Origin of the sequence: Sphaerospermopsis reniformis (assembly GCF_005402885.1) — a bacterium.
Lineage (GTDB): Bacteria > Cyanobacteriota > Cyanobacteriia > Cyanobacteriales > Nostocaceae > Sphaerospermopsis > Sphaerospermopsis kisseleviana.
Window position 1 is genome coordinate 1 of record NZ_BJCE01000072.1, and the last position, 22,916, is coordinate 22,916.

19 protein-coding genes and 1 pseudogene are annotated in these 22,916 nt (G+C 39.7%); 11 read left to right on the plus strand and 9 right to left on the minus strand.

Translation table 11 applies throughout. The annotated features are described in order from the left end of the window. The 3 genes and pseudogenes from FFR48_RS12160 to FFR48_RS12170 form a co-directional block, all read left to right on the plus strand. Positions 1 to 233, plus strand: a pseudogene (locus FFR48_RS12160) (hypothetical protein); the annotation flags it as partial. 37 nt (positions 234 to 270) lie between these two features. Continuing rightward, positions 271 to 441: a 50S ribosomal protein L32 gene (gene rpmF / locus FFR48_RS12165; protein WP_096570094.1), complete on the plus strand. Its 171-nt coding sequence runs from the start codon at positions 271 to 273 to the stop codon at positions 439 to 441. A 288-nt stretch (positions 442 to 729) separates the two neighbouring features. Further along, complete coding sequence (locus FFR48_RS12170; protein ID WP_137667539.1) at positions 730 to 1,317, plus strand: sulfite oxidase-like oxidoreductase; 588 nt, start codon at positions 730 to 732, stop codon at positions 1,315 to 1,317. Between the two features lie 136 nt (positions 1,318 to 1,453). On the opposite strand, the gene FFR48_RS12175 is transcribed toward FFR48_RS12170, so the two are convergent. The 7 genes from FFR48_RS12175 to topA form a co-directional block, all read right to left on the minus strand. Then, on the minus strand, positions 1,454 to 2,848 hold the full coding sequence (locus tag FFR48_RS12175) for an aldehyde dehydrogenase (protein WP_137667540.1): 1,395 nt from the start codon (positions 2,846 to 2,848) through the stop codon (positions 1,454 to 1,456). A gap of 632 nt (positions 2,849 to 3,480) precedes the next feature. Then, entirely contained in the window at positions 3,481 to 4,647 is a 1,167-nt protein-coding gene (locus FFR48_RS12180) for a baeRF7 domain-containing protein (protein ID WP_137667549.1), read from the minus strand. 277 nt (positions 4,648 to 4,924) lie between these two features. Next, positions 4,925 to 7,576: an HD family phosphohydrolase gene (locus FFR48_RS12185; RefSeq protein WP_137667541.1), complete on the minus strand. Its 2,652-nt coding sequence runs from the start codon at positions 7,574 to 7,576 to the stop codon at positions 4,925 to 4,927. A 37-nt stretch (positions 7,577 to 7,613) separates the two neighbouring features. Continuing rightward, the gene (locus FFR48_RS12190; protein WP_137667542.1) at positions 7,614 to 8,528 is read right to left on the minus strand and encodes an ADP-ribosylglycohydrolase family protein; all 915 of its coding nucleotides are present in this window, start codon (positions 8,526 to 8,528) and stop codon (positions 7,614 to 7,616) included. A 62-nt stretch (positions 8,529 to 8,590) separates the two neighbouring features. After that, complete coding sequence (aroQ, locus tag FFR48_RS12195; protein ID WP_096570104.1) at positions 8,591 to 9,040, minus strand: type II 3-dehydroquinate dehydratase; 450 nt, start codon at positions 9,038 to 9,040, stop codon at positions 8,591 to 8,593. 25 nt (positions 9,041 to 9,065) lie between these two features. Beyond that, the gene (locus FFR48_RS28975) at positions 9,066 to 9,203 is read right to left on the minus strand and encodes a hypothetical protein (protein WP_187040763.1); all 138 of its coding nucleotides are present in this window, start codon (positions 9,201 to 9,203) and stop codon (positions 9,066 to 9,068) included. A 225-nt stretch (positions 9,204 to 9,428) separates the two neighbouring features. After that, positions 9,429 to 12,080, minus strand: coding sequence for a type I DNA topoisomerase (gene topA, locus FFR48_RS12200; protein ID WP_137667543.1), 2,652 nt, complete (start codon positions 12,078 to 12,080; stop codon positions 9,429 to 9,431). Positions 12,081 to 12,574: 494 nt separating this feature from the next. On the opposite strand from topA, the gene rbp reads away from it, so the two are divergent. Together rbp and FFR48_RS12210 are read left to right on the plus strand one after the other, a co-directional pair. After that, positions 12,575 to 12,883, plus strand: a complete 309-nt coding sequence (gene rbp, locus FFR48_RS12205; RefSeq protein ID WP_137667544.1) for an RNA-binding regulator — start codon at positions 12,575 to 12,577, stop codon at positions 12,881 to 12,883. A 271-nt stretch (positions 12,884 to 13,154) separates the two neighbouring features. Beyond that, positions 13,155 to 14,717 carry an NAD(P)H-quinone oxidoreductase subunit N gene (locus FFR48_RS12210; protein ID WP_137667545.1) on the plus strand — a complete coding sequence of 521 codons (1,563 nt, stop codon included), beginning with the start codon at positions 13,155 to 13,157 and terminating at the stop codon, positions 14,715 to 14,717. 386 nt (positions 14,718 to 15,103) lie between these two features. Here the strand turns inward: FFR48_RS12210 and FFR48_RS12215 are convergent, their stop codons facing one another. Continuing rightward, complete coding sequence (locus FFR48_RS12215) at positions 15,104 to 15,358, minus strand: DUF6761 family protein (RefSeq protein ID WP_096570112.1); 255 nt, start codon at positions 15,356 to 15,358, stop codon at positions 15,104 to 15,106. 475 nt (positions 15,359 to 15,833) lie between these two features. On the opposite strand from FFR48_RS12215, the gene FFR48_RS12220 reads away from it, so the two are divergent. Next, the gene (locus FFR48_RS12220; RefSeq protein ID WP_096570114.1) at positions 15,834 to 16,604 is read left to right on the plus strand and encodes a response regulator transcription factor; all 771 of its coding nucleotides are present in this window, start codon (positions 15,834 to 15,836) and stop codon (positions 16,602 to 16,604) included. A gap of 242 nt (positions 16,605 to 16,846) precedes the next feature. Here the strand turns inward: FFR48_RS12220 and FFR48_RS12225 are convergent, their stop codons facing one another. Next, positions 16,847 to 17,344, minus strand: a complete 498-nt coding sequence (locus FFR48_RS12225; RefSeq protein ID WP_096565955.1) for a hypothetical protein — start codon at positions 17,342 to 17,344, stop codon at positions 16,847 to 16,849. A gap of 478 nt (positions 17,345 to 17,822) precedes the next feature. Here FFR48_RS12225 and FFR48_RS12230 point away from each other — a divergent pair, with 478 nt between their 5' ends. From FFR48_RS12230 to FFR48_RS12250, 5 genes are all read left to right on the plus strand, one after another. Beyond that, on the plus strand, positions 17,823 to 18,455 hold the full coding sequence (locus FFR48_RS12230; protein WP_137667546.1) for a type I restriction enzyme HsdR N-terminal domain-containing protein: 633 nt from the start codon (positions 17,823 to 17,825) through the stop codon (positions 18,453 to 18,455). Positions 18,456 to 18,465: 10 nt separating this feature from the next. Beyond that, positions 18,466 to 18,894, plus strand: coding sequence for a Uma2 family endonuclease (locus FFR48_RS12235; RefSeq protein ID WP_137667547.1), 429 nt, complete (start codon positions 18,466 to 18,468; stop codon positions 18,892 to 18,894). Positions 18,895 to 19,077: 183 nt separating this feature from the next. Continuing rightward, positions 19,078 to 21,606 (plus strand): hypothetical protein, encoded by a 2,529-nt coding sequence (locus FFR48_RS12240; RefSeq protein WP_236104062.1) that lies wholly within the window; start codon positions 19,078 to 19,080, stop codon positions 21,604 to 21,606. 97 nt (positions 21,607 to 21,703) lie between these two features. Continuing rightward, positions 21,704 to 21,844 carry a photosystem I reaction center subunit VIII gene (gene psaI, locus FFR48_RS12245; protein WP_096565957.1) on the plus strand — a complete coding sequence of 47 codons (141 nt, stop codon included), beginning with the start codon at positions 21,704 to 21,706 and terminating at the stop codon, positions 21,842 to 21,844. Positions 21,845 to 22,032: 188 nt separating this feature from the next. Continuing rightward, on the plus strand, positions 22,033 to 22,686 hold the full coding sequence (locus tag FFR48_RS12250) for a bifunctional 4-hydroxy-2-oxoglutarate aldolase/2-dehydro-3-deoxy-phosphogluconate aldolase (RefSeq protein ID WP_137667548.1): 654 nt from the start codon (positions 22,033 to 22,035) through the stop codon (positions 22,684 to 22,686). Positions 22,687 to 22,916: the final 230 nt, after the last annotated feature.

The following is a 22,916-nucleotide window of genomic DNA, read 5'->3' on the forward strand; positions in this document are numbered from 1 at the left end:
CTGTTTTCCTCCCTTGTCCACTGTCCTTCCTTGTCCCCCAAGTCTTGCCCTCACGACAATGTAAAAAACCTACCCTTGTAAGGGGGCAGGGGAGAAAAAGGAGGTTAATAACCCAGTCACCAGTCCCCAGTCACCAGTCCCCAGTCCCCAGTCACCAGTCACCAATCACCAGTCACCAATCACCAATTCCCTTTGTTTTTGAGAAAGGCGAAAATTGTCAATTGATCGCTTAGAATAAAAAGGTTGTCAAGAATCACGATATCCGCTATCATGGCTGTTCCTAAGAAGAAAACATCCAAATCTAAACGAGACAAGCGCCGCGCTACCTGGAGACATAAGGCTGTTGTGGAAGCTCAAAAAGCTCTTTCTTTGGGCAAATCAATTTTGTCTGGACGTTCTAAGTTCGTCTATCCCACTGCTGAAGAAGAAGAAGAAGAGTAATCATCTCTTGCTCAGGAAAAGCACTAACCGCGCAGTTATGGGAGTGCTTTTTCTTTGCTTTGCTGATAACATCAACTACTACCCGCTAGACGCTGCGCGTTAATAGCGGATGTTTCCAGAAGGCAATATAATAGACCTCTCCAAAATAGAATGTATTAATTTGTCATAAGTTGTAGGGGCGAAGCTTATGGGCAATAATTTAACGGAAAAATCAGACATCTAAATATCCCATAAGCTTCGACCTGCCCCCATAAATAGGTTCCATAATTTCTTTTCTGGAGATGTCTAATGAAATTTTTTCAGAAACCAAGTCCAGAAGAAAGTGCAAAAGTTCCTCCTGGCCAACATTTAGCTAAAGGTTTTCCGGTTTTAACTTATGGTGCAACTCCCCAAGTCAGTATTGAGGAATGGGAGTTTCGCGTTTGGGGTTTGGTAAAACCGACTGTGTTTAAATGGTCAGATTTTCTAGCATTACCCCAATATGAATTTACAGCCGATTTTCATTGTGTCACCCATTGGACAAAACTTGATGTTAAATGGACTGGGATTAAGGTGACAGATTTTATGAGTTTGCTGGAAGTAGATCCCAAAGCTGCTCATATTATGGAACATTGCTATGGTGGTTACACCACAAATATTAGTATTCAAGATTTTGTCAGAGAAGAAAATTTCTTTGCTATTAAATTATTTGATGAACCATTACCCGCAGAACATGGTGGACCGATGCGGCTAGTTGTTCCCCATCTTTATGCTTGGAAAAGTGCAAAGTGGATCAATGGTTTAGAGTTTTTAGAACAGGAAGAATTAGGTTTTTGGGAACAAAACGGTTATCACCGTCGGGGTGAACCTTGGGAGCAAGAAAGGTATAGTAATTAGGGGTGACTGGTGACTGGGGATACAATTTTGGATTTTGGATTTTGGATTTTGGATTTTGGATTTTGGATTGTATTTCATGAATCCAATCTAAAATCTAAAATATAAAATCTAAAATTCTTCTGACTCCTGCTATAGTTCAGAATTTAAGAAGTTGCTTTAATATTGACAATTTGCCTTTGTAGGGAGGATATCTTAATTTTATGTCTAACCAAAAGGGATTTTTGAGAACACTTTTGTAATGGGAAAAAGTATCAAAACTAGCTTTACCATGATAACTACCAATCCCACTATTACCTACACCACCAAATGGTAAAGATGGTACAGTAAAATGAATGACTGTTTCATTCAGACAAACTGCACCAGAGGATGTTGTTTGTAAAATTTTCTGTTGTAGGTTTTTGTTTTGAGAAAATAAGTATAAAGTTAAGGGTTTTGGTTGAGAATTAATCCAAGTGATAGCTTCTTCAATGTCTGTATATTCAATTATTGGCAGGATGGGACCAAAAATTTCTTCCTGCATGATCGGATCTGTAAAGGAAACATTATTAATAATTGTGGGAGCAATATATAATTCACTTGCTTTGGTTTCTCCACCAATGATAATTTCACCATCTTGCAATAAATTTTGCAATAAATTAACCAATCTCGCAAAGTTATTTTGATTGATTATTCTAGCATAATCTGGGCTGGTTTCTGGATGTTCACCATAAAATTCTTTGAGGCATTTTTCTAAATTAACTAATAATTTATCTTTGATTCTTTTATCGACTAAGATATAATTTGGAGCAATACAAGTTTGTCCAGCATTGATAAATTTACCCCAAATAATTCTTCTAGCTGTATGTTCTAAATGAATATCAATATCAACAATACAGGGGTTTTTTCCACCTAATTCTAATGTTACGGGTGTGAGATTTTTGGCAGCAGCAGCCATGATGATTTTACCTACATGAGTGCTACCTGTAAAAAAGATATGATCGAATTTTTCTGTGAGTAGTTTTTGACAGGTTTCTATACCTCCTTCCACTACAGCAATATATTCTTCAGGAAAATATTTAGGAATCAGTTCAGCTATGAGTTTAGAGGTATGGGTGGCAATTTCTGAAGGTTTGAGAATGGCACAATTTCCCGCTGCGATCGCACCAATTAAAGGTACAATTACTAACTGAAATGGATAATTCCAAGCACCAATAATTAACACTATTCCCAGGGGTTCTGGTTGAATTTTGGCTGAAGCTGGTAATAGTTGCCAAGGAACTCCTACTTTTTTGGGTTTAGTCCATTTTTTCAGGTTCTTGATAGCAAATTCAATTTCTTTAGTTGTTAAAATAATTTCTGAAGTAATAGCTTCTAATTCTGGTTTATGTAAATCTGCTTGTAATGCTTGAATAATTGCTGGTTCATGAGCAATAATTAATTGTTTGAGGATGACAAGTTGTTGCCGACGAAAATCAATTTCTTGAGTTTGATTTGTAGCAAAATAGGTACGTTGTTGTTTGACAAGTTCACTAATTGAATATTCGTTTATCATGGTAATTATCGGGATTATCCAAAATGTGTAAGTTGATTTTTATATCAAAATAGAAAATTATCCTATTGCTTGATACAGCAGATTTCATTGCTATGAGGTACAAATTATAATAATAAAACTTTTGTGGGGTGGGCATACTTCGACATAGTTCGACTCTGCACTTCGACTTACTTCGACTGCGCCCTTCGACACCGCCCTTCGACACCGCTCAGGACAGGCTCAGGACAGGTCGCTCAGTACAAGCTCACTAACCGCTCAGTACAAGTCTTGCCCGCCCATAGTATACCTCATTACACCGGAAATTGCTCTATGATTGAACCGCAAAGAACGCAAAGTACACGAAGGAAAGAGAGTTTCAGAGAGTTTTATGTGTGGCTGCGGTTATTTTGCCCGTGCGAGGAGATTTTGCTGTCATAGGATAGCTATCAAGGTAAATTCAACCTTTCTTAGATTACCTGTATTTGTACCGATAAACAATATAGATCCCTGACTTCTTTAAGAAGTCGGGGATCTGGGTATTGGGTATGAGGTTTGTCAAATTACACCAGTGTTAATGACAGCAATTTATCAATGGACAATTGATGGTTTTTGATGGTTTTTTTCTTTCTTGCTGACGGCTGAATGCTTACACTTTAATATCTCAAAATTGCCGCCACTTTTGCCCCATTTGGCATTTCTTCTGATTCAAGAGTATAAACTTTGCCACCATTTAATAGTGTATGCACAGCCGCAAAATCTAACATATCTTGATCATTTGGTTCTGGTTCGGTGTGCAAATCCACAGTCGTATTTTCAGGATCAAATTTTCCCCATTTCTGCTCATCTATAGATACTAATAAAGAATCAACTCGGTGATAAAAAGCCGCCGGAATAATTTCTTTAATATCACTAACAGCTTTTCCTGTTTCTTCACCAGCTAATTGTTCATAAAGTTCTATTGCTGCTTTTTTATTTTGTTGAAATGAAGGTGCAACAATTCGCCAAGCTTCATCATGTAATTGTTGTAAATTGAGAAGTTCTGGATTGCCATTAATGCTTTCTTCTAAGAAATAGGGATAGGTATTTGCAGCTTGGTAAATCGGGAATAAATATTCTACTCCTGCTAACACTAAGGGCGCTTTTTCATCCCTTAATTTTTCATGTAATGCTTCATCAACAGCGTAAAAAAATTGTAAAATATCATCTTCATGTTTCTCTCGATCAGGGCTACCTTGTCCATGAAATGAACCTGGATGTTGAGCAGCAGAAGTTCTTCCTCTGGGTGTACCAATTCTGTGCTGAACACCTTTTTGTAACTCGTCTTCTAGAAGAGTTTCTTCTAGACGATGTGGCATATTTTCTACTTCCACTTCTTTCAAACTATGCCCTGTACCTGCAAACAATTTTACATCTTTTTGACTCAAAGCCAAAACATAAAATTTTCCATCATTGTTAATAAAATGCAGTAATGGCTTGAGGTGAAATTGTTCATCAACTACAACTAATTCTGGAAATTCAATTGGTAAACAATAGTAGCGCAAGAAATTTTGGGAAATAAAAATTACTAATCCTTGATTTTGGTGTTCCCAAAAATCACTCCTATCTAAATCTCTAGCAGGTTGCAGAAAATCAAGAACTTGAGTATGTCTGATACCCATTGCTTCTAAATGTTCTTCTGCTGACCGCATTAAATTTTTGAAGCGAATAGGATTTTGGCGAATTTCTGCCCCTGCTTTTTGCGTAGGCATATATATAGATACAGATGGAGATTGGGGATTTTCTACTAATATTTTGAGTTCATCAATAGATAAAAATGCCATATTATTATTCATTCCACGTCAATAAGTAGGTTTTGAGAATGTATAGCAGGAGTCAGTCAGTAGGGGCAAACCCCCTGTGGTTGCCCTCTTGTAGTGGGAGTTTCATTATCATCATTATCAATTGATGTCCTAACCATCCTGTCAACGGCTATATCTTTATTTCAACCTCTGACGCATTATTTCTGCATCTTTCTTTTGATAAGAAATTATCTATTTTTTTTATTTTTTATGTCTTTCTTTTGATAGATTTTTATTACCAATTATCAATTATCAATTATCAATTATCATTACTAGCTTTTGACTTAGGATATGCAATCCGTTTATGATGAAATTGTTGCCAAACTTCCACAAAGATTAAAGCAATCTTTGACATTTCCTCTCTAGTCAAACCAGAATCTACTAATTGCCCTTCTTGCCATTTACCACGAATAATATTATTCAACATATTTAATGCTTGTTCTGCTGTGGCATCTTTCAAACTTCGCAACGCTGCTTCACAGGAATCAGCTAACATGACAATTCCTGTTTCTCTAGATTGAGGAATTGGTCCATCATAGCAAAAATCGGCTTTATCTACTATAATGCTAGGGTTATCTTTAGCAATTTGTTGCGCTTGGTGATAAAAATAGGCGATCGCCATTGTTCCTTGATGTTCAGGAATAAAAGCTTGAATTGCAGTCGGTAAACTATGCTTTTTCGCCATCATTAAACCCTCAGTTACGTGCTTTTTAATAATTGCTGCACTTTTCCAAGGATCTTTAATTTCTGTCTCATGTTTATTTGGTCCACCCATTTGATTTTCAATAAATCCTAAAGGGTCGTGCATTTTGCCAATATCATGGTATAATGTACCAGCCCTAACCAATTCAACATTACAGCGTAGTTTTTTTGCCGCAGTTTCCGCCAAAGTGGCCACAAATAAAGTATGTTGGAAAGTTCCCGGAGTTTCCGTAGCCAGACGCTTTAACAAAGGACGGTTAGGGTTAGCTAGTTCTGCCAAGCGGATGGGTGTAATTAAATCAAACAACTTTTCTAAATACGGACTTAAACCCAAGGCGATAATACTCCAAGCCAAACCAGATAAACCAAATAACAGCGCATCTTGCAGAACCATATACCAAGCAGAAACGAATGCAGCACCAGCCAGTAAATTCAGGATTAAATAAATACTACCTTGAGTTAAAGCAATAACAATACCTAATAATGCCAATTCTTCGCGGGATTTGAACCTTTGAGCTAAATAACTACTTAAAATTCCGCCAGAAGCACCAGCTACCAGACCAATCTTACTAATTTCTATGCTGATTGGTAATATTAGCGACAATAAGCCCACAACTGTCACGCCCAAAGTACCGCCGTAAAAGCTTCCTAACAATAAACCAATGGCGATCCAGGTAGCATAAGGCACACCAATTGCCAAGACACTAGGAATACTCAAAGTTAGTAATAATATCAACAGGCGATCGCTGGCTCGCAAATGACTACCAATCCGCCTTTCTGCCCAAACAAAAACACCTATAGCCGCACTCACCAAACTGGCTAAACCCATCAAACCCAGCCAATTCACCTCTCGGCGATTCAGGTGATAATAATCCAGGACATCAAATGTCCATTGTGTAATCTTTTCACCTTTCTTAACAATCACTTCTCCTCGTCTCACCTTTTTGATCACAGATGGAACTTGCTCTGCGGCCAGTTGTGCCTGTTGTTGGGTTTTTTCTGCATCTGTTTGCAGATTTGGTCGTAATACAACCAACAATACTTTAGTGGCTAAGGATTCCGCTTCACCTGGTACAGAAATTTGTACTTGTAGACTCACTGCATCCTGTAAGATACTAGGGGGTAATCCTGGAGCTATGCCTTGAGCAAGTATCCTTTCTGCACTTTGTTTGATTCCCGTTTTTGCTATTTTCCAGTCGTCATCTGACAGATCCAAAAACCCAGTTTGCCCATATACTGGTTTTTTTCGTTCCGCCTCCATCTGTAACAGTTTGGCAATAGCTTGACCATATTTTTCTCTCACTTGAGATATTTGGGCAACCAGTAAAGACAGATTTTTTTCTGAGTTAGTGACACTGTAAGCTTTTAGTTCTGCTAGTGTCTGGTCAAAATTATTTTTGCTAGTCTTGCTTTCCTTAGTAGTTGCATTTGTTGATAATGTTGATCCAGGACTAGGCACAGACCGAGAAAATTGATGTCTGTCTGCTGTCCTGAACTTAGGCATTGACTTATTTTCTTTTTGATGCTTTTCTAAAGCTTGTTTTAGCTGTTCCCATTCCGATTCTAAACAAGAACGAAGATATTGCTGGGTGGGAATAGGCAAGATAGAAACATCGAAAAAAGGAAAAGGTTCAGTGATATCACGAATTTCATCGCCATCTTCCAGCAGTTGGCGCAAATTTTCTTTAATTTGCTCATTTTTCTGGGTATTGATCATCAATACAGGGTGAGATTTTTCCTGTGCTGCTTTGCGTTCTGCTTCTGTTTGTTCTCGGTCTTCAATACTGGCAGAATAGGGAGCAATAAATGTTTGTGGGGCAAAAGTCCCGATTTTCATCTGGGGCTGGTTGTATAATTCATGACCTATAACACCTGTTAAAGATACCACAGCAATGAATAAAATCACCGTATAACGCTGTTGATGTACCCAGTTGAAAACAACGGCATAAATACCATGATTACGTTTCCAGGATTTTGGTGTTGATTGAGGAGCTTTTCTACCTTGTAGATGTCCACCTTCCTCACTGGTAGGTAATAAATACAGCAGTAGATTTTTGATAATAGTCCTGAAAAGTTTTTGATGACGGCTTTGATTTTGGCAACTGCTCACCGAACCAAGCCACTTTCTTTTCCGGCATAACACTTTGTACTGTCGCCGCCATTGTCTCAATTGCTTGGCCAAGGACTGCAAAAATCGCTGCGTTTTCATTGTGAGTGATTTTTTGACACCTTTTACTTTTGATTTTTCAACGCGGGCGAATTACACGAGGTGCTGCAAAAACGGAAAGTGGAACCAATTCCCAATTTATCTTACATCCTTCTTTTGTCAACTCCTGGATATTTGGACTAATATTATACACACCTGACCAGACTGCTACAAGAGTATCAGCTAATTCTAACATCACATAACAGCTACTCATGCCCCATACTGGCTGATTAAAGGCTGATAATACAACTTGCCAATTAACAGGAATCCCCTCTATGCTGTTATATGCCCCTGATAAAGCTCCTGCCAAAGCACAACACCAAGAGTTTTGCTCTCTTAAATTGCTCTTAGCTCGCAAAACTGTCAATCGGAAATCTTCTAAGGTACTCAAAAAGCAGTAAAAGGTTAAGGCAATATTGTTACTGAATTTGTCTTGCTTACTAAATTCAGTTTGCGCTTGTGCTAATCCTGCCCCTTGCTCTAATAAAGTATTGACTTTTAATAAATTTTGTGGTACTAGTGCTTTGCTTTCTCCCAAAAAATCCATCGTTTCGGGAATGAGCGTGGAAGGATCAAGTTTTTCTGTCAGAGATTTAGCGATCGCATATCCTAAAACTAAAGCTGCATCTCTCACTACTGGGTTAGCATCCCAAATTTGTAATAATTGCAGCAGGTTATATTTAAGTTTAACAGTATCTTCGTGAAAAAAAATTGCTACTGGCAAGGTGGCTAAAATTATTTTTCCCCAAGCATGATCAGTATTTCCTACATCCAAGGATGCTTGTTTGTAACACTTTAACCAGTCTTCTGCATCTAATTTACCTAATTTAATTAAACTTTTACTACCCAGAACCGCAATTTCCCCTAAATCACTAACATTCTGAGTAGCTAAAATTTCTCCTAACAATGCTCCCAGGAAAATACCTCTAACCCGATTTACGAGAGAATAACGCATAATTGGTGACTGGTGATTGGTGATTGGGAAGATAAAAACAGAAATTCCGCTGCTGACTCCTGTTAATTTTTCAGTCTTAAATGATTCACCAATGCCTGTAAACCCAACAAATAACTTTGGACACCAAAGCCACTAATTTGGCCTATTACCACTGGGGCAATATAAGAATGATGACGAAAATCCTCTCGGCGGTAAATGTTGCTTAGATGTACCTCTACTGTGGGTAAATTTACAGCAGCGATCGCATCTCGTAAAGCTACACTGGTATGGGTATATGCCCCGGCATTAATTATAATTCCCTCGTGTTGTCCTAATGCCCCGTGAATTGTATCTATCAAAACACCTTCATGATTTGACTGCAAAGGCGTAACTTTCGCCGTTAATTTCTGGGCTTCTGCTGCTAATAGGCGGTTAATTTCCTCTAGGGTGAGAGAACCGTAAATACCCGGTTCTCGCTGTCCCAACAAATTGAGGTTAGGTCCATGCAGCACTAAAATACTTAAAGGCAGCAAAGTTCACTCCAATATCTTCAGGTCATTAGCGACGACGGGAGCGTTCATTCACAGGAATCGGAATTAGTTCCGGTTCGGGTTCAGCTTCGGGACCTAGTAACGCTTCAACTAGCTTCCGCGCTAATTCTTTCAGCTTTTCCAGTACCTTGTCTATATAGTCCATTTAACTGAACGCTCCTGAGATACTACCTCAAATTTAACTAACAGGATCATAGAAACTGGCTATTTGTAGCTTTTTTCGTTTCTTATCAAGTTGATAGATTCCTGTGTTTCCAGACTTAAACCAAGTGAAAATTTGGTTTTGTGTCCTTCCTTACTTATTAGATTATCACAATGATCAGGGAATGGGTAAGAGGTAAAATTTCGTAATTTCCCATCCCTTTAGTCTCTAATTTGATGCTTGTTTTTTCTTGCTGCTACTGGTAGATGATTTAGTAGTAGATGATTTAGTTTTAGCAGTAGTTGTTTTACTGGTTTTGCGTGTAGATTTAGTAGATGCTTTAGCTTGCAACAATTCTAATGCTTCTGACAGGGTAATATTTTCTACTGTCTTACCTTCCGGTAGACCTACATTAGTTTTGCCGTGCTTAATATAATGACCATAGGGACCTTCGTAAATATTTACAGGTGCATCATCATCGGGATGTGTACCCAATTCTCTTAAAGCGGCTTTAGATTTACTGCTGCTAGAACTGCGCCCCTTTTTTGGTTCTGCGAATAACTCTAATGCACGTTCCAGGGAAATTGTCAATACATCATCAGTTGCTTTTAAAGAACGGTAATCTTTACCTTCTTTACCCTGATCATGAACTACATAAGGTCCAAATCTTCCTAAACTAGCTTTAATTTTTGCCCCTGTTTGTGGATGTTCGCCCAAGAGTCGGGGGAGTGCCAACAAACCCACAGCCATCTCTAAAGTCAGATTTTCTGGTGTGACTCCTTTGGGAAGGGAAGCTTGTTTAGGTTTGGGGTTTTCCTCGGTTTTGTCACCCAACTGTACATAAGGTCCATAAGTGCCAATCTTCACATAAATTGGTTCACCTGTTTCGGGATGTCGTCCCACTTGATCAGGTCCTACTGTTTTTTGTCTGAGCAGGACTTCTACCTGTTTGGGATCTAAATCAGCGGGTGTGAGGTCTTTAGGAATGGAAGCTGTCACCACTCCATCACCATTATCTACTTCAATGTAAGGACCAAATTTACCAATGCGGACTTTAGCATTTAAGTTTTCTAATTCTACTGTTTTGGCTTTAGTGGGATCAATTTGATTTTCCTGTTCTTTCACCAAGGTTTCTAAACCTTGTTCTCCGAGATAAAATTTCTGGAGATAGGGTAGCCATTGAGCTTCACCTGTAGCAATATCATCCAGGGTTTGCTCCATTTTCGAGGTGAAGCTGGGGTCAACAATATCGGGGAAATGTTTTTCTAGTAAGTCGGTGACAGCAAAGGCGGTAAAAGTAGGAATTAAAGCATTATTCACCAACTGAGCATAACCTTTGTCGATGATTGTACCAATAATGCTGGCGTAGGTACTAGGACGACCAATACCTTCACTTTCTAAGGTTTTCACCAAACTTGCTTCAGTATATCTAGCGGGGGGTTGGGTTTCATGTCCTATTGCTTCTAGTTCTGCACAGGTAGGATGATCGCCAACTTTCAGGGCTGGTAAAATTACCTCTTGGTCTTCTAATGCTGCTTCTGGATCATCGGACCCTTCGACGTAGGCGCGAAGATAACCAGGAAAATCTATCCGCTTACCAGAGGAACGAAAACCCGCATCTTCAACTTGCAATTGTACAGTAATTTGAGTTTGGCGAGAGTCAGCCATTTGTGAAGCAACGGTACGCTTCCAAATTAAATCATAAACTGCAAATTCTCGTCCGCTTAAACCAGTTTCTTGGGGAGTGCGGAAAGTGCTACCAGCAGGGCGGATGGCTTCGTGTGCTTCTTGTGCGCCTTTGGATTTGGTAGTGTATTGTCGGGGTTGGGGGCTGAGATATTCTTTACCGTACTTTTGTTCTACACAACTGCGAGCAGCGGCGATCGCCTGATCTGACAAATGCACCGAATCAGTCCGCATATAGGTAATATACCCTTGCTCGTACAAATTTTGAGCAATTCGCATTGTATCCCGTGCGGAAAGACGCAGTTTACGGTTAGATTCTTGTTGCAGCGTCGAAGTGGTAAAGGGTGGTGCGGGTTTACGAGTGACTGGACGTTCTTCCATATCGGCCACAGTCCAGGTTTTGTCCTGCAAACGCTCCTGAAGTGCTAAAGCTTGTTCCTCATTTAATAGCACCACATTGCGTCCAGCAGCTATTTGTCCGGTTGCAGGGTCAAAATCGCTACCTGTGGCAATTTTCGTGCCTCCCAGGGTAATTAATTGGGCGCTAAATGATGTTTTTTCATGTAAGAGACTGGCTTTTAAATCCCAATATGTACCTTCATGAAAAGCTCGGCGTTGACGTTCCTTATTTACCAACAACCGCACAGCCACAGACTGCACTCGACCCGCAGAAAGTCCCCAGGCGATTTTTTTCCACAGCAAAGGTGATAGGGTATATCCGACCAGTCGATCTAAAATGCGTCTGGTTTCTTGGGCGCGAACTACTTGTTCATCAATTTCGCGGCATTGTTTTAAAGCTTTTTTAATCGCGTCCTGGGTAATTTCATGAAACACCATGCGCTTTGTCGGCACTTTGGGTTTCAGCAATTGGTATAAGTGCCAACTGATGCTTTCGCCTTCCCGGTCTTCGTCAGTTGCCAATATTAATTCATCGGCATTTTTTAGGGCATCTTTTAATTGGGTGACAACTTTCTTTTTATCTTTGGGGACAACATACACCGGTTCAAAGTCGGCTTCTATATTTACCCCAAGCTGCGCCCATTTTTCCCCTTTGACAGCAGCAGGAATTTCACTAGCTGACTGGGGTAGGTCACGGACGTGACCCATTGAAGCTTCTACCTGATAGTCTTTTGGCAGGTAGTTGCGAATGGTGCGAGCTTTGGTTGGAGATTCGACGATGACGAGAGTTGACATGGAAATTTCAAAAAAAAAGAATAGCTGTGAAGCTAAACAGTCAAGTTGAGATAATTTTGGCGAGATGTCAAGATCAAATATCACGCCTAAGCAGTGATTTCATCCTGACACAAATTGCCCCAAAAGGGGAAAATTGCTCTCAACTTCAGGTGCAGTGATGCTTTGGAGATTTAAACAAGCAACTGCCAAAAATCAATTACCTGGTATTTCCATCTTTAACTTATCTGAGGCATAATTGGCGAATCAGTACCATCAATTCACCCCAGTCTGTTACAAACTGTATTGATTATCATAAGTGCTTGTGATATTTACCATATTTCATCATAAATAACCATAATAGCCAGATTAAGCCTTGCCTATCTGGCAAATATGTTAGCATAGGGGAGAATTAGAGAAATAAATTCGACGATACGGTGCTTGTGGTTAGCAATAATTTCAAGTTCAAGCGGCTCGACGGATAGACATCTCTGCATCAATGGATTCTGGAGAGTTTCATGTCAATCTACGTAGGGAACCTATCCTACAAGGTCACACAAGAAGACCTAAGTAAAGTATTTGCTGACTACGGTACTGTTAAACGAGTTCAGTTACCCACAGATCGGGAAACTGGCCGTGTACGAGGCTTTGGTTTTGTAGAAATGGAAACCGCTGCTGAGGAAGAAGCAGCTATTCAAGCTTTAGACGGTGCTGAATGGATGGGGCGTGTAATGAAAGTTAATAAGGCTCGACCAAAAGAGCAGAAAGGTGGTCGTAGTGGTGGTAATTGGGGCAAAAATAGCGGTGGCTACTCACAAAGCTATTAACAGCTAACTGTTAACTGTTAACTGTTAACTGTTATATATTTATCACAATTTTGGCAGTTCAGTAGATTACTGGACTGTTTGTTTTTATTGGTTAGGACTGACATTTTTTTCTTTTTTTACCGGGTAAGGGGAGAGGTTTTAAACCTGGAATAAAACAATTGTCAATTGTCAATTGTCAATTATCAATTGATAAATGCAATTTTGGTGAAGAACTATAGATAGAATGAACTCAGTTAGCCTTAATCTCTAATCACCAAAACCTATACATCTCATGGATTTTGCTAATATTGCATCCCAGTTGAATGCGGGAACTATTTTACCAGAGGGAATTGTGATTCTCACCCTCTTGGGGGTTTTGATTGTGGATTTGATTTTGGGGCGCACATCTTCTCGCTGGATCGGATATCTGGCGATCGCTGGTTTATTCGCCGCGATTGTCGCCCTATACTTTCAATGGGATTCTACCAATCCTATCGGTTTTACTGGTGGCTTTAACGCTGATGATTTGAGTATTGTCTTTCGCGGTATCATTGCTCTATCTGCCGCTGTCACCGTCTTGATGTCTATTCGCTATGTAGAGCAAAGTGGTACTGCTCTAGCCGAATTTATCGCTATTTTATTAACAGCTACCTTGGGAGGAATGTTTGTCTCCGGTGCTAGTGAGTTGGTGATGATTTTCATCTCCCTAGAAACCCTGAGTATTTCCTCTTATTTGTTAACAGGTTATACCAAGCGTGACCCCCGTTCTAATGAAGCGGCGCTGAAATACCTGTTAATTGGAGCTTCCAGCACAGCCGTATTTTTATACGGTGTATCATTGTTGTATGGTTTATCCGGTGGACAAACGGAACTGAGTGCGATCGCTAATGGTATCGCTACAGCAAATGTAGGTCAATCTCTAGGTTTAGTCATTGCTCTTGTTTTCGTTATTGCTGGTGTGGGTTTTAAAATCTCCGCTGCACCCTTCCACCAGTGGACACCAGACGTTTATGAAGGCGCTCCCACCCCAGTAATCGCTTTTCTATCCGTCGGTTCTAAAGCAGCCGGTTTTGCTTTAGCTATCCGCTTGTTAACCGTAGTTTTCCCCGTCGTTGCAGACGAGTGGAGATTTGTTTTCACCGCCCTGGCAGTCTTGAGTATGATTTTGGGTAACGTGGTTGCCCTGGCTCAAACCAGCATGAAACGGATGTTAGCTTATTCATCCATTGCCCAAGCTGGCTTTGTGATGATTGGCTTAATCGCTGGTACAGATGCAGGTTATTCCAGCATGATTTTTTACTTGCTAGTTTACCTGTTTATGAACCTGTGCGGTTTTATCTGCGTTATTCTCTTCTCCCTGCGGACAGGTACAGATCAAATTGCTGAATACTCTGGTTTGTATCAAAAAGACCCACTGCTTACACTAGGTTTAAGTATCTCTCTCTTATCCTTGGGTGGTATTCCCCCATTAGCAGGGTTTTTTGGGAAGATTTACCTATTTTGGGCAGGTTGGCAAGCTGGCCTTTATTGGTTAGTATTGCTAGGTTTAGTGACTAGCGTTGTTTCCATTTATTACTACATTCGTGTAGTGAAAATGATGGTAGTCAAAGAACCACAAGAAATGTCCGACGTAGTGAAGAATTATCCTCAAGTACGTTGGAACTTACCTGGTTTTAGACCTTTACAAGTTGGGTTGATAGTAACTTTAATTGCTACAACTATATCCGGTATTTTGTCAAATCCTTTGTTTACTTTAGCTAATAATTCTGTTGCGAATACTCCGATTTTGCAAGCAGCAAAAGTTGCGAGTACACAAGCAAGCGTAATTGTTACTGAGGCAGCAGAGAAATTGTAGTTTGATTAATGGGTGATGGGTGATTAACTCATTGCCCATTTTTTTAAGGAGTTCAGAAGTTCAGAATTATGATTGTTTAATTTTCTGACAAAAAAAATTATAAAAATTAACTCGTATAAAATCTTCCTTGTCTACTTTCCCTCCTTGCCTTCCTGGTCTTGCCTTCACAGATCATATTAAAAACCTACCCCTGTGATCCCCTACCCCCTGCCTCTTACCAAAAATCCCCTTAGCCGCATAATGCCAAGGGGATAAATTTTTTCAATAAAATAAATAAACTATTGACAAAAAATATCATACCATCGGATACAGTTGACCAAGGCAAAAATTATGCTATGATCAGCGACGATAATGCAGATAAGTAACTAAAAACCCTCTAGGGTGGTTTAGTAATATCCGTGCTGCCGCTCTGGTTCTGGTTGCACCATTGCAAAGTTTGAGCCATCGTATAAGTAACGGTTTGCTTCTTCCTCTAAACGGTGGATCAGATAGGGTTCTATAGCGTTACTTTGTCGCAGTGCGGCTAAAAATCCATCCAAATACATCCGCATATCATCCATACGATAACCGCGATTCCATAACTCGACGAAGGCGTCAGTCAGTTTTTGGTAATAGCGAATGGTTTGTGTGTCTTGGAGCATAACTGCCGTGTTAATCTCTAAAAAATGAGAATTGTATATGATTCACGCTTGAAAGAGAAGTATGACTTCCTTCTTTAGTATTAACCCAAAGTTAATATTTAGACGTTGGGTCAGACCCCCCAAAGCTGTAAGCATGAACAAATCCTATTTACAAAATTTGATTGTAGGATTGTTATCTAAAACTGTCCTTGTAACTTAGCCTCTCACTCAATAGATAGATTTTTCAGGTTTGTTTTTCCAGTTTACTATACTTTTTAAGTTGGATGGTCAAGCAAAGGAAATTTTGGTTAATTCTCAGACATAAGCACAAACAGGATCTTTATAACCACGTCCAAAATTAAATTTATCTAAATTTCTTGTAAGGTTTTCTTTGAGCAAATGTAAAGATAATATCAACTGAAGTAACAAAAACTACAAAACCTTGAGCCTGAGATTGTTAATTTGAAAATCATCGACGCTAAGGGGTCTTGCAACTGTGGGATCGGTTTGTATTGAAATTGTTGAGGGGAATCCCCATCTGAGGTCGTTGCTGGGTTGGCACTTGCAACAACTGGAATACAGAGTACATCAAGCCGCCAGTATTTATCAAGCAAGGGAAGTGTTTTTAAGTCATCAGCCAACCCTGGTTATTCTCGATGCGGACTTATCAGATGGTGACGGTATCGAATTTTGCCATTGGTTAAATCGTCAGGATCAGCCTTTAATTCTCATGTTATCTGCTCGCAATAATGAAGCGGATATTGTCGCCGGTTTAAAAGCTGGAGCAGATGATTATTTAAGCAAACCTTTTGGAATGCAGGAATTTTTGGCGCGGGTAGAAGCACTAATTCGCCGTAAACGCATACCAACTGCACCAGCTTATTTGGATTATGGCAGTTTACAAATTGATTTAGTACAGCGCCGAGTCCGTTTTCAAGGGGAATTTATTGATTTAACACCCCAGGAATTTAGTTTACTTTATGTTTTAGCCCAGGCGGGTGGAGTACCTTTGAGTAGGTCAGAGTTACTGCGTCGTGCTTGGCCAGATGCTATTGATAATCCCCGGACTATTGATACTCACGTTTTATCATTGCGGAAAAAGGTGGAACTTGATCCGCGTCAACCCAGTTTAATCCAAACCATTCGTAATGTTGGCTACAGATTTAACATGGAAATTTTAAATGCTACTGTTCCACCTGCACAACCTAAGTTAACGAAAGAGAGATTTACCAATCCGCGTTCTACCCTTGCAACTCAAAGCACTTGATGGTGACTGGTGACTGGTGACTGGGGACTGGTGACTGGTGACTGGTGACTGGTGACTGGTGACTGGGGACTGGTGACTGGTGACTGGTGACTGGTGACTGGGGACTGGGGACTGGGGACTGGAAGAGTTATTCTTAATTACGAATTACGAATTACGAATTACGAATTACGAATTACGAATTACGAATTACGAATTACGAATTACGAATTACGAATTACGAATTACGAATTACGAATTACGAATTACGAATTACGAATTATGCCATTTGTCCACTGAGTGATCCCACGCCAATATGCCCTAATGGGAATTTGATAAACTTCAATAAAAATCCAAACTATAATTGCTGAATGTGACAAAAATGTGAGTAATGTCCAAACATAAGGTATCCAAGAAAGAGGAACATCTGGTTTTGGTGGTAAATAATAAGCGCCAATGCCAATTAAAGTAGTCGGGAAAATCACAAAAGCAATTGCAGCTAACACATAACCCCATGCTAATTCCACACCTTCTAACTGGGCTTGATTCCACTTAAAACCATTCCACTGCCACACCAGGGGCGGTTGTCTAGAAGGCATCTTGATTTGCTGTGATTCTAAATTGACAGTAAAAATTTCGTGACAAAAGTCACAAGACATAGTTTCCATTAACGGCATAGCAGAGATTTTACCGATCCGACAAACAGGACAGGGGTATTCTTCCTGAAAATTTAAAGAGGTAGAAAAAATTTGGGAATTGGTCATAATCAAACTGGTACTTCTAAAAAATGGTTCATCAGTACATAGTATGCTAAACTAATATTTAAACTTCCAAGTAAGCAAGCATCTTAATAGGTAAAAACCGATAATTAATTGTCCGAATGCTTCGCCCCTACATTGTTGACGCGAAACGTAAATCAAAATGTGGTTTATTTACCTGAAAATAGCTGTAATATTGGTAACTAATAATGTGAGAGAGTGTAGCAGAATTGATGGGTTAAAGTTTGAAGATTGGGAAGTTAGTTAAATGGGTAAGTATCAGGAGGATGAGTAGGAGCATCTCAATTAGGCTTGACAGAAGGGTTGAGAGGAATCTAATGTAGAGTTGCCTGAAACCGATTCTCTATACGGGTTATACAAATTGCGATTACATTGTTTGTGAGAAATATGGGAGTAAGGGTTTCAGGCTTAATAGGTTTTTCTATACACTTGAGCCTAAAATTTCGTCAGGAGAAATATCAAGATGGTTCAGTCTATTGCAGCCAAGGATGTGACACTACGGGAATTAAAGCAAAATTTTGGCATTCAAATCGTTCAAGATGCTACCTTTTTTCCTGAGTGGTTGGATGGGCTTGAGGCTTTGAAAGAGGAAGAGCAACATTTATTAGATCGGGTGAAGGCTAATTTTTTAGAATTGATGGATGATCCCCCAATGCTAGAAAATACGGTGAAGATGGTGGTACTTGCGCCCTTGTTAGATTTAGCTGGTTTTTATCATAGGCCATTTAGGATTGAAACAGAAACGAGTGTGGCTTTAGAAATGGAGGATGAAGGAACGATTATTCGGGGGCGGATTGATGTTTTGGTGTTAAAAAATCGGCTTTGGTTGTTGGTAATTGAATCAAAACGGAGTGATTTTGCGGTGACACGCGCAATTCCTCAAGCTTTAGCTTATATGTTGAGTAATGAGGAAACTGTGCTACCAACCTTTGGCATGATTACCAATGGTAATGAGTTTTTATTTTTAAAGGTATTGGAACATAAATATGCTAACTCTCGGCTGTTTTCTTTGGTAAACCCTGATAATGAGCTTTATAGTGTATTGCAGGTATTAAAGCGTTTGGGGATGGAGGTGATAGCGTTCAGCGCAACATAGGAATCGCTCTTTGGGAAAAACTTTTTGGTTTACTGTTAATCAAATTACTAAACCTCAGAAAATTGCCAAAGCTTTTCCAGAACTACGCTGTATTTTTGGTGGATTAGCAATTGTGCCAGATATAGCGGTATTTCGTTGGGAGCGAATCCCTCGGTTGCCATCAGGACGCATCGCCAATCGGTTTGAACTCCATCCAGATTGGGTAATGGAAATTCTCTCTCCCGAACAGAAATATAAACAAGTTCTCAGCAAATTACTACACTGTGCGGAGTATGGAACTGAGTTAGGTTGGTTGGTTGATAGTGACGATGAAAGTATTTTGGTAGTAGATAGCGATCGCCGAGTTAAGGAACTTAAAAATAGCGATTACTTGCCAGTTCTCACAGGGATTGAATTAAATATTACTGTTCAAGAAGTCTTTAGCTGGTTGAGTTTATAACCCACATTTCGCACCTTGGGATGTCACAATCTTGTGCTGTAAAACATCCCGTGACGTGGCGAAAATAAATATCCAGTGAAAAAAGTAGAAAAAGTTAATAAAGCTTACTTTCTTACCTCGTACTGAGTTAAACTGACAAACAAGTTAATACAAAAAATTAATCGGCTGATCCTGGGCTTGGGCATGACTCCAATGGAACAATGGCAATTTCTGATACAGAAGCAGGGCGATCGCAATTGGCAACCCCTGGAATCGCCAAATTTAAGAATTTTCGCAGGTAAGTACAGAGTTTTGGCTCGTTCTCACCTTGCTAATACAAATGTAGAAGTGCGGGTAATTCACTCCTCAATTCAGGAAGTTCCACCCAAACGCCGCATTTTTAAGCGTTTGCGTCGTACCAATGCAGAGGGGCTGATGGCAGTAATTCCCTTTACTGACCTCAACCCGGGAATTTGGGAATTAAGTTGCTCTGCCGACTTAATGACAAATATGCTGGGGAAATCCTGGCAATATAGCCTCATCCTTAAAGTTTTGCCCCTAGAGTTGAATGAGCAACCATTATTAGGTAGTGGTGATCAATTTAACGAAGAGTCCCAGGTGACACCCACTCAGGAAGATGAATTTGCAGTTGCTTCACCCAGCAACCTGGACATCAATCCTTTGTCTACAGCAACCGTAGAAGATACAATCATCAATCAGCCGGTTAGCCCAGTATTATTCAAAGGGGAAACAGCCGAACAAATTTTACAAAGCGTTCTCGATTTAGCTTTACCCAGTTCTGAATCTTGGGATGAAGAACAGTCAGATGAGGATATTTCACCAGTCGCATCCCCACCCTCACCCCTCCATTTATCTCTAGAACGGGATACCTATATTGCTCGTTGGGGAAAAACTTTGACAATAAATGGGTATGTGGAACTGGCAGAAATTGACAATTTGGCAAATGAAATATTATCTACAACTAATATTAATCATTGTTTTCAACTGCAACTAATTAGTCAACTGCGATCGCCTTTAGAATCCAATATCTTAGCTCAATTCACACAGCCTTTAACAGATCAAATCTTACCTTTTACATTTAGTAGCATTATTGAAATTCCTAAAAACTGTGAATCTAAGTTGATTTTGGCCAATATTAATTTATATGGCACACTGACTAAAGCCGGCGAAGTCATACTGTTAGCCAGCCATACTTTTATAATTACAGCAGATGTCACAGAATTACTGACCGTTACCTCAGCAAAATCTAGAGAAAAATCTAGTCCACCAGACTTGTTACCTGATGATAACTTACCACCAACTGAGGATGGAGCAACCAAACCAGAACCACCTCATCGTGTAAGTTTAGAACTATTCAATATCGTCAAAACTCCCAAATTAGCACAGTTTCATATTTTAAAACCAGCAGCTAACAAACCTCTACCCCCAAGAATAAAACCAGTCATTGTTTTGGATGGAAGTTCACCCACACTGCCAAAATTACCCCGGATTCACAAAAATGCGATCGCTGGCAATTCTGCCAATGCAGACTCCAGCTTATCAGCAGGAACTGTCAATAATGCTAGTCAGATACCACCCATAAATCTGGACAAACTGGTGATCAAACAGGTCACAACTTCTTTCCCATACTTGAAACGTTTAAAACCTGCAACAGAACCAAATTCAAAAACCAAAAACAATCTGCCAAAATTGATGGAAATTCAATTATCAAAGCCAGAAAATACACCAGAATTACTACCCAGCAAGGAACATGAAGAAACTTCTGCTGTGGAATTGATAGACAATGAATTGATAGAAAATACAATTCCTCAAGTTCCTATTCTCGATATCGAGGAATTAAACACACCAGAAATCACACCACAAGAAACCACAGTCAACACATCAGAAATCATACCAGAAACATCTCCTCTGATTCAAAAATGGATCAAGAGTCAAGGGTACTTATTAGATGAAGGTATCGAGTTGGTATATCAAGAGGATAATACTAATGATGAAGTTGATACTCAAGACGCTAATAATACTGATGATATCAGTGAATCAACGGATGAGCCTCCTGTAATTCTGAATGATGAAAATCCTGCTGTTCCACCCGCTTTTACAGATGAATTACTTCTCAATTTAAATTTAGATGCAGAAATAGAAATGGAAGAAGTTATAGATTTGCCAGAACACATGATTCTAGGCACAAGTGAACCAACCCCCGAACCAGAATCATCTTCCAACATATCTCAATTGTTGTCTCAAGAAATAGTTCTAGATGATACATATATGACCTTGAGCAATGAAGACAGCAATCAACCATCTGAACCACAGGAACAACTGCTGGATGTATCTCCTCCGGTACTAACATCTTTACCCACACCCCAACTGTTTTTACCCAATGGTGAATTACTTGCTGGCTCATCTATAAAAGTGCGCTTAGAACTGTCCCAAGCATCATCAACAGTTGTATTAAAGTTATGGGTGGAAGATTACCAAACTCGTGGGTTGCTAGACGGACCTCATCTGATCCAAGATTTACGGCCTACCCCTTGGGGAAATTGGGAAGCGATCACTCAATTAATTGTACCTTTAGGTTGTCTAGAAGTGTTAGTAGGGGCGATCGCTCTCGATACGAATACCCAACAGGAAAGCCACAAAGTTACAATAGTTAAAACTGTCATACCTCCTAACTTACCGACAATAGAACTCGACGAGGTACTGGGAATGTAAACGGTTTTGTTAAAAATCTTTAGAATTTCCAAAAAGAGGCGGAATTTTGCAGTAAGCTCCTAAGTGAATTGTAGTGTGACTTCCAAGGACTCTTACTATGTCAACTTCATTTTTGCCTTCAATTCTGGCTTATTCTTCATTTTTGCCTTCCATTTTCGTTCCTTTGACTGGTTTGGTTTTCCCAGCAGTCGCTTTCGCGTTTATGTTTTTATATATTGAACGCGAAGATATTGCTTAATTTTTAAGTCATAGGTTATGGGTAATCGGTAATTAACTGCTGTGTTTTTTACCAATTACCCGTACCTATAGGCAGCCGATTTAATTTAATGACTAAGTGATAAAAGTGATAAAAGTAATAAATATGTATAAACAACGCGGTTTTAAGTGTGCATATTTCCAGGGTAATAATAGCAATGCCTATTTTTTATGTCTAATCAAGTTTGGTTGTCACAATTACAGAAACATCGAGCGATCGCAGTTATTCGCGCCCCGAAAATGGACTGGGGTGAAAAAATGGCTTTAGCGGTAGCATCTGGGGGAATGCAGTTAATAGAAATTACCTGGAATAGCGATCGCCCTGGGGAATTAATTTCTCAATTACGTAGTCAATTACCTGATTGTATAATTGGTACTGGTACACTGTTTAATGTGCAACAATTACAAGATGCGATCGCTGCTGGGGCGCAGTTTCTCTTCACTCCCCATACTGACCCAGAAATGATCAAAGTTGCAGTATCTCAAGATGTTCCTATTATTCCTGGCGCACTTACACCTACAGAAATTGTTACCGCCTGGACTCAGGGCGCAAGTTGTGTCAAAGTATTTCCTGTACAATCAGTGGGAGGTGCAAGTTATATCCACAGTTTACAAGCACCTCTTGGTCATATTCCCTTAATTCCTACCGGTGGTGTGACTTTAGAAAATGCTCAAGATTTTTTACAAGTTGGGGCGGTGGCCGTGGGTTTAAGTGGGGAATTATTCCCGAAAAATTGGGTTTTAGAAGGGAATTGGCACAAAATCACCGACCAAGCCAAAAATCTTACACAGAGGTTAAATTATTTACTGACCCCTCACAGATAACTTTTTCGGCAAACCCTAACTAGGGGTTGCTGAGAAAGTCTTTCCGTGAGGGCATAGGAGTCAGGAGTCAGTAGGGGCAAACCCCCCGTGGTTGCCCTCTTGTGTCAGGAGGAGATTTGAAAATTTCTTTGCCATCTCTTGAAATCCCAAAAAATGCACACTTTTTCCGGTATACCCTTCAAAACCCTTGCACTAATTTCTGTGTTTATCAGCCTCTAACCTTTGATATA

Bases quoted from the DNA above. Each gene is read 5' to 3' on its own strand.
- rpmF (WP_096570094.1), top strand. From the start codon at position 271: ATGGCTGTTCCTAAGAAGAAAACATCCAAATCTAAACGAGACAAGCGC.
- FFR48_RS12170 (WP_137667539.1), top strand. From the start codon at position 730: ATGAAATTTTTTCAGAAACCAAGTCCAGAAGAAAGTGCAAAAGTTCCT.
- FFR48_RS12175 (WP_137667540.1), bottom strand. From the start codon at position 2,848: ATGATAAACGAATATTCAATTAGTGAACTTGTCAAACAACAACGTACC.
- FFR48_RS12180 (WP_137667549.1), bottom strand. From the start codon at position 4,647: ATGGCATTTTTATCTATTGATGAACTCAAAATATTAGTAGAAAATCCC.
- FFR48_RS12185 (WP_137667541.1), bottom strand. From the start codon at position 7,576: ATGAAAACGCAGCGATTTTTGCAGTCCTTGGCCAAGCAATTGAGACAA.
- FFR48_RS12190 (WP_137667542.1), bottom strand. From the start codon at position 8,528: ATGCGTTATTCTCTCGTAAATCGGGTTAGAGGTATTTTCCTGGGAGCA.
- FFR48_RS28975 (WP_187040763.1), bottom strand. From the start codon at position 9,203: ATGGACTATATAGACAAGGTACTGGAAAAGCTGAAAGAATTAGCGCGG.
- topA (WP_137667543.1), bottom strand. From the start codon at position 12,080: ATGTCAACTCTCGTCATCGTCGAATCTCCAACCAAAGCTCGCACCATT.
- rbp (WP_137667544.1), top strand. From the start codon at position 12,575: ATGTCAATCTACGTAGGGAACCTATCCTACAAGGTCACACAAGAAGAC.
- FFR48_RS12210 (WP_137667545.1), top strand. From the start codon at position 13,155: ATGGATTTTGCTAATATTGCATCCCAGTTGAATGCGGGAACTATTTTA.
- FFR48_RS12215 (WP_096570112.1), bottom strand. From the start codon at position 15,358: ATGCTCCAAGACACACAAACCATTCGCTATTACCAAAAACTGACTGAC.
- FFR48_RS12225 (WP_096565955.1), bottom strand. From the start codon at position 17,344: ATGACCAATTCCCAAATTTTTTCTACCTCTTTAAATTTTCAGGAAGAA.
- FFR48_RS12230 (WP_137667546.1), top strand. From the start codon at position 17,823: ATGGTTCAGTCTATTGCAGCCAAGGATGTGACACTACGGGAATTAAAG.
- FFR48_RS12240 (WP_236104062.1), top strand. From the start codon at position 19,078: ATGACTCCAATGGAACAATGGCAATTTCTGATACAGAAGCAGGGCGAT.
- psaI (WP_096565957.1), top strand. From the start codon at position 21,704: ATGTCAACTTCATTTTTGCCTTCAATTCTGGCTTATTCTTCATTTTTG.
- FFR48_RS12250 (WP_137667548.1), top strand. From the start codon at position 22,033: ATGTCTAATCAAGTTTGGTTGTCACAATTACAGAAACATCGAGCGATC.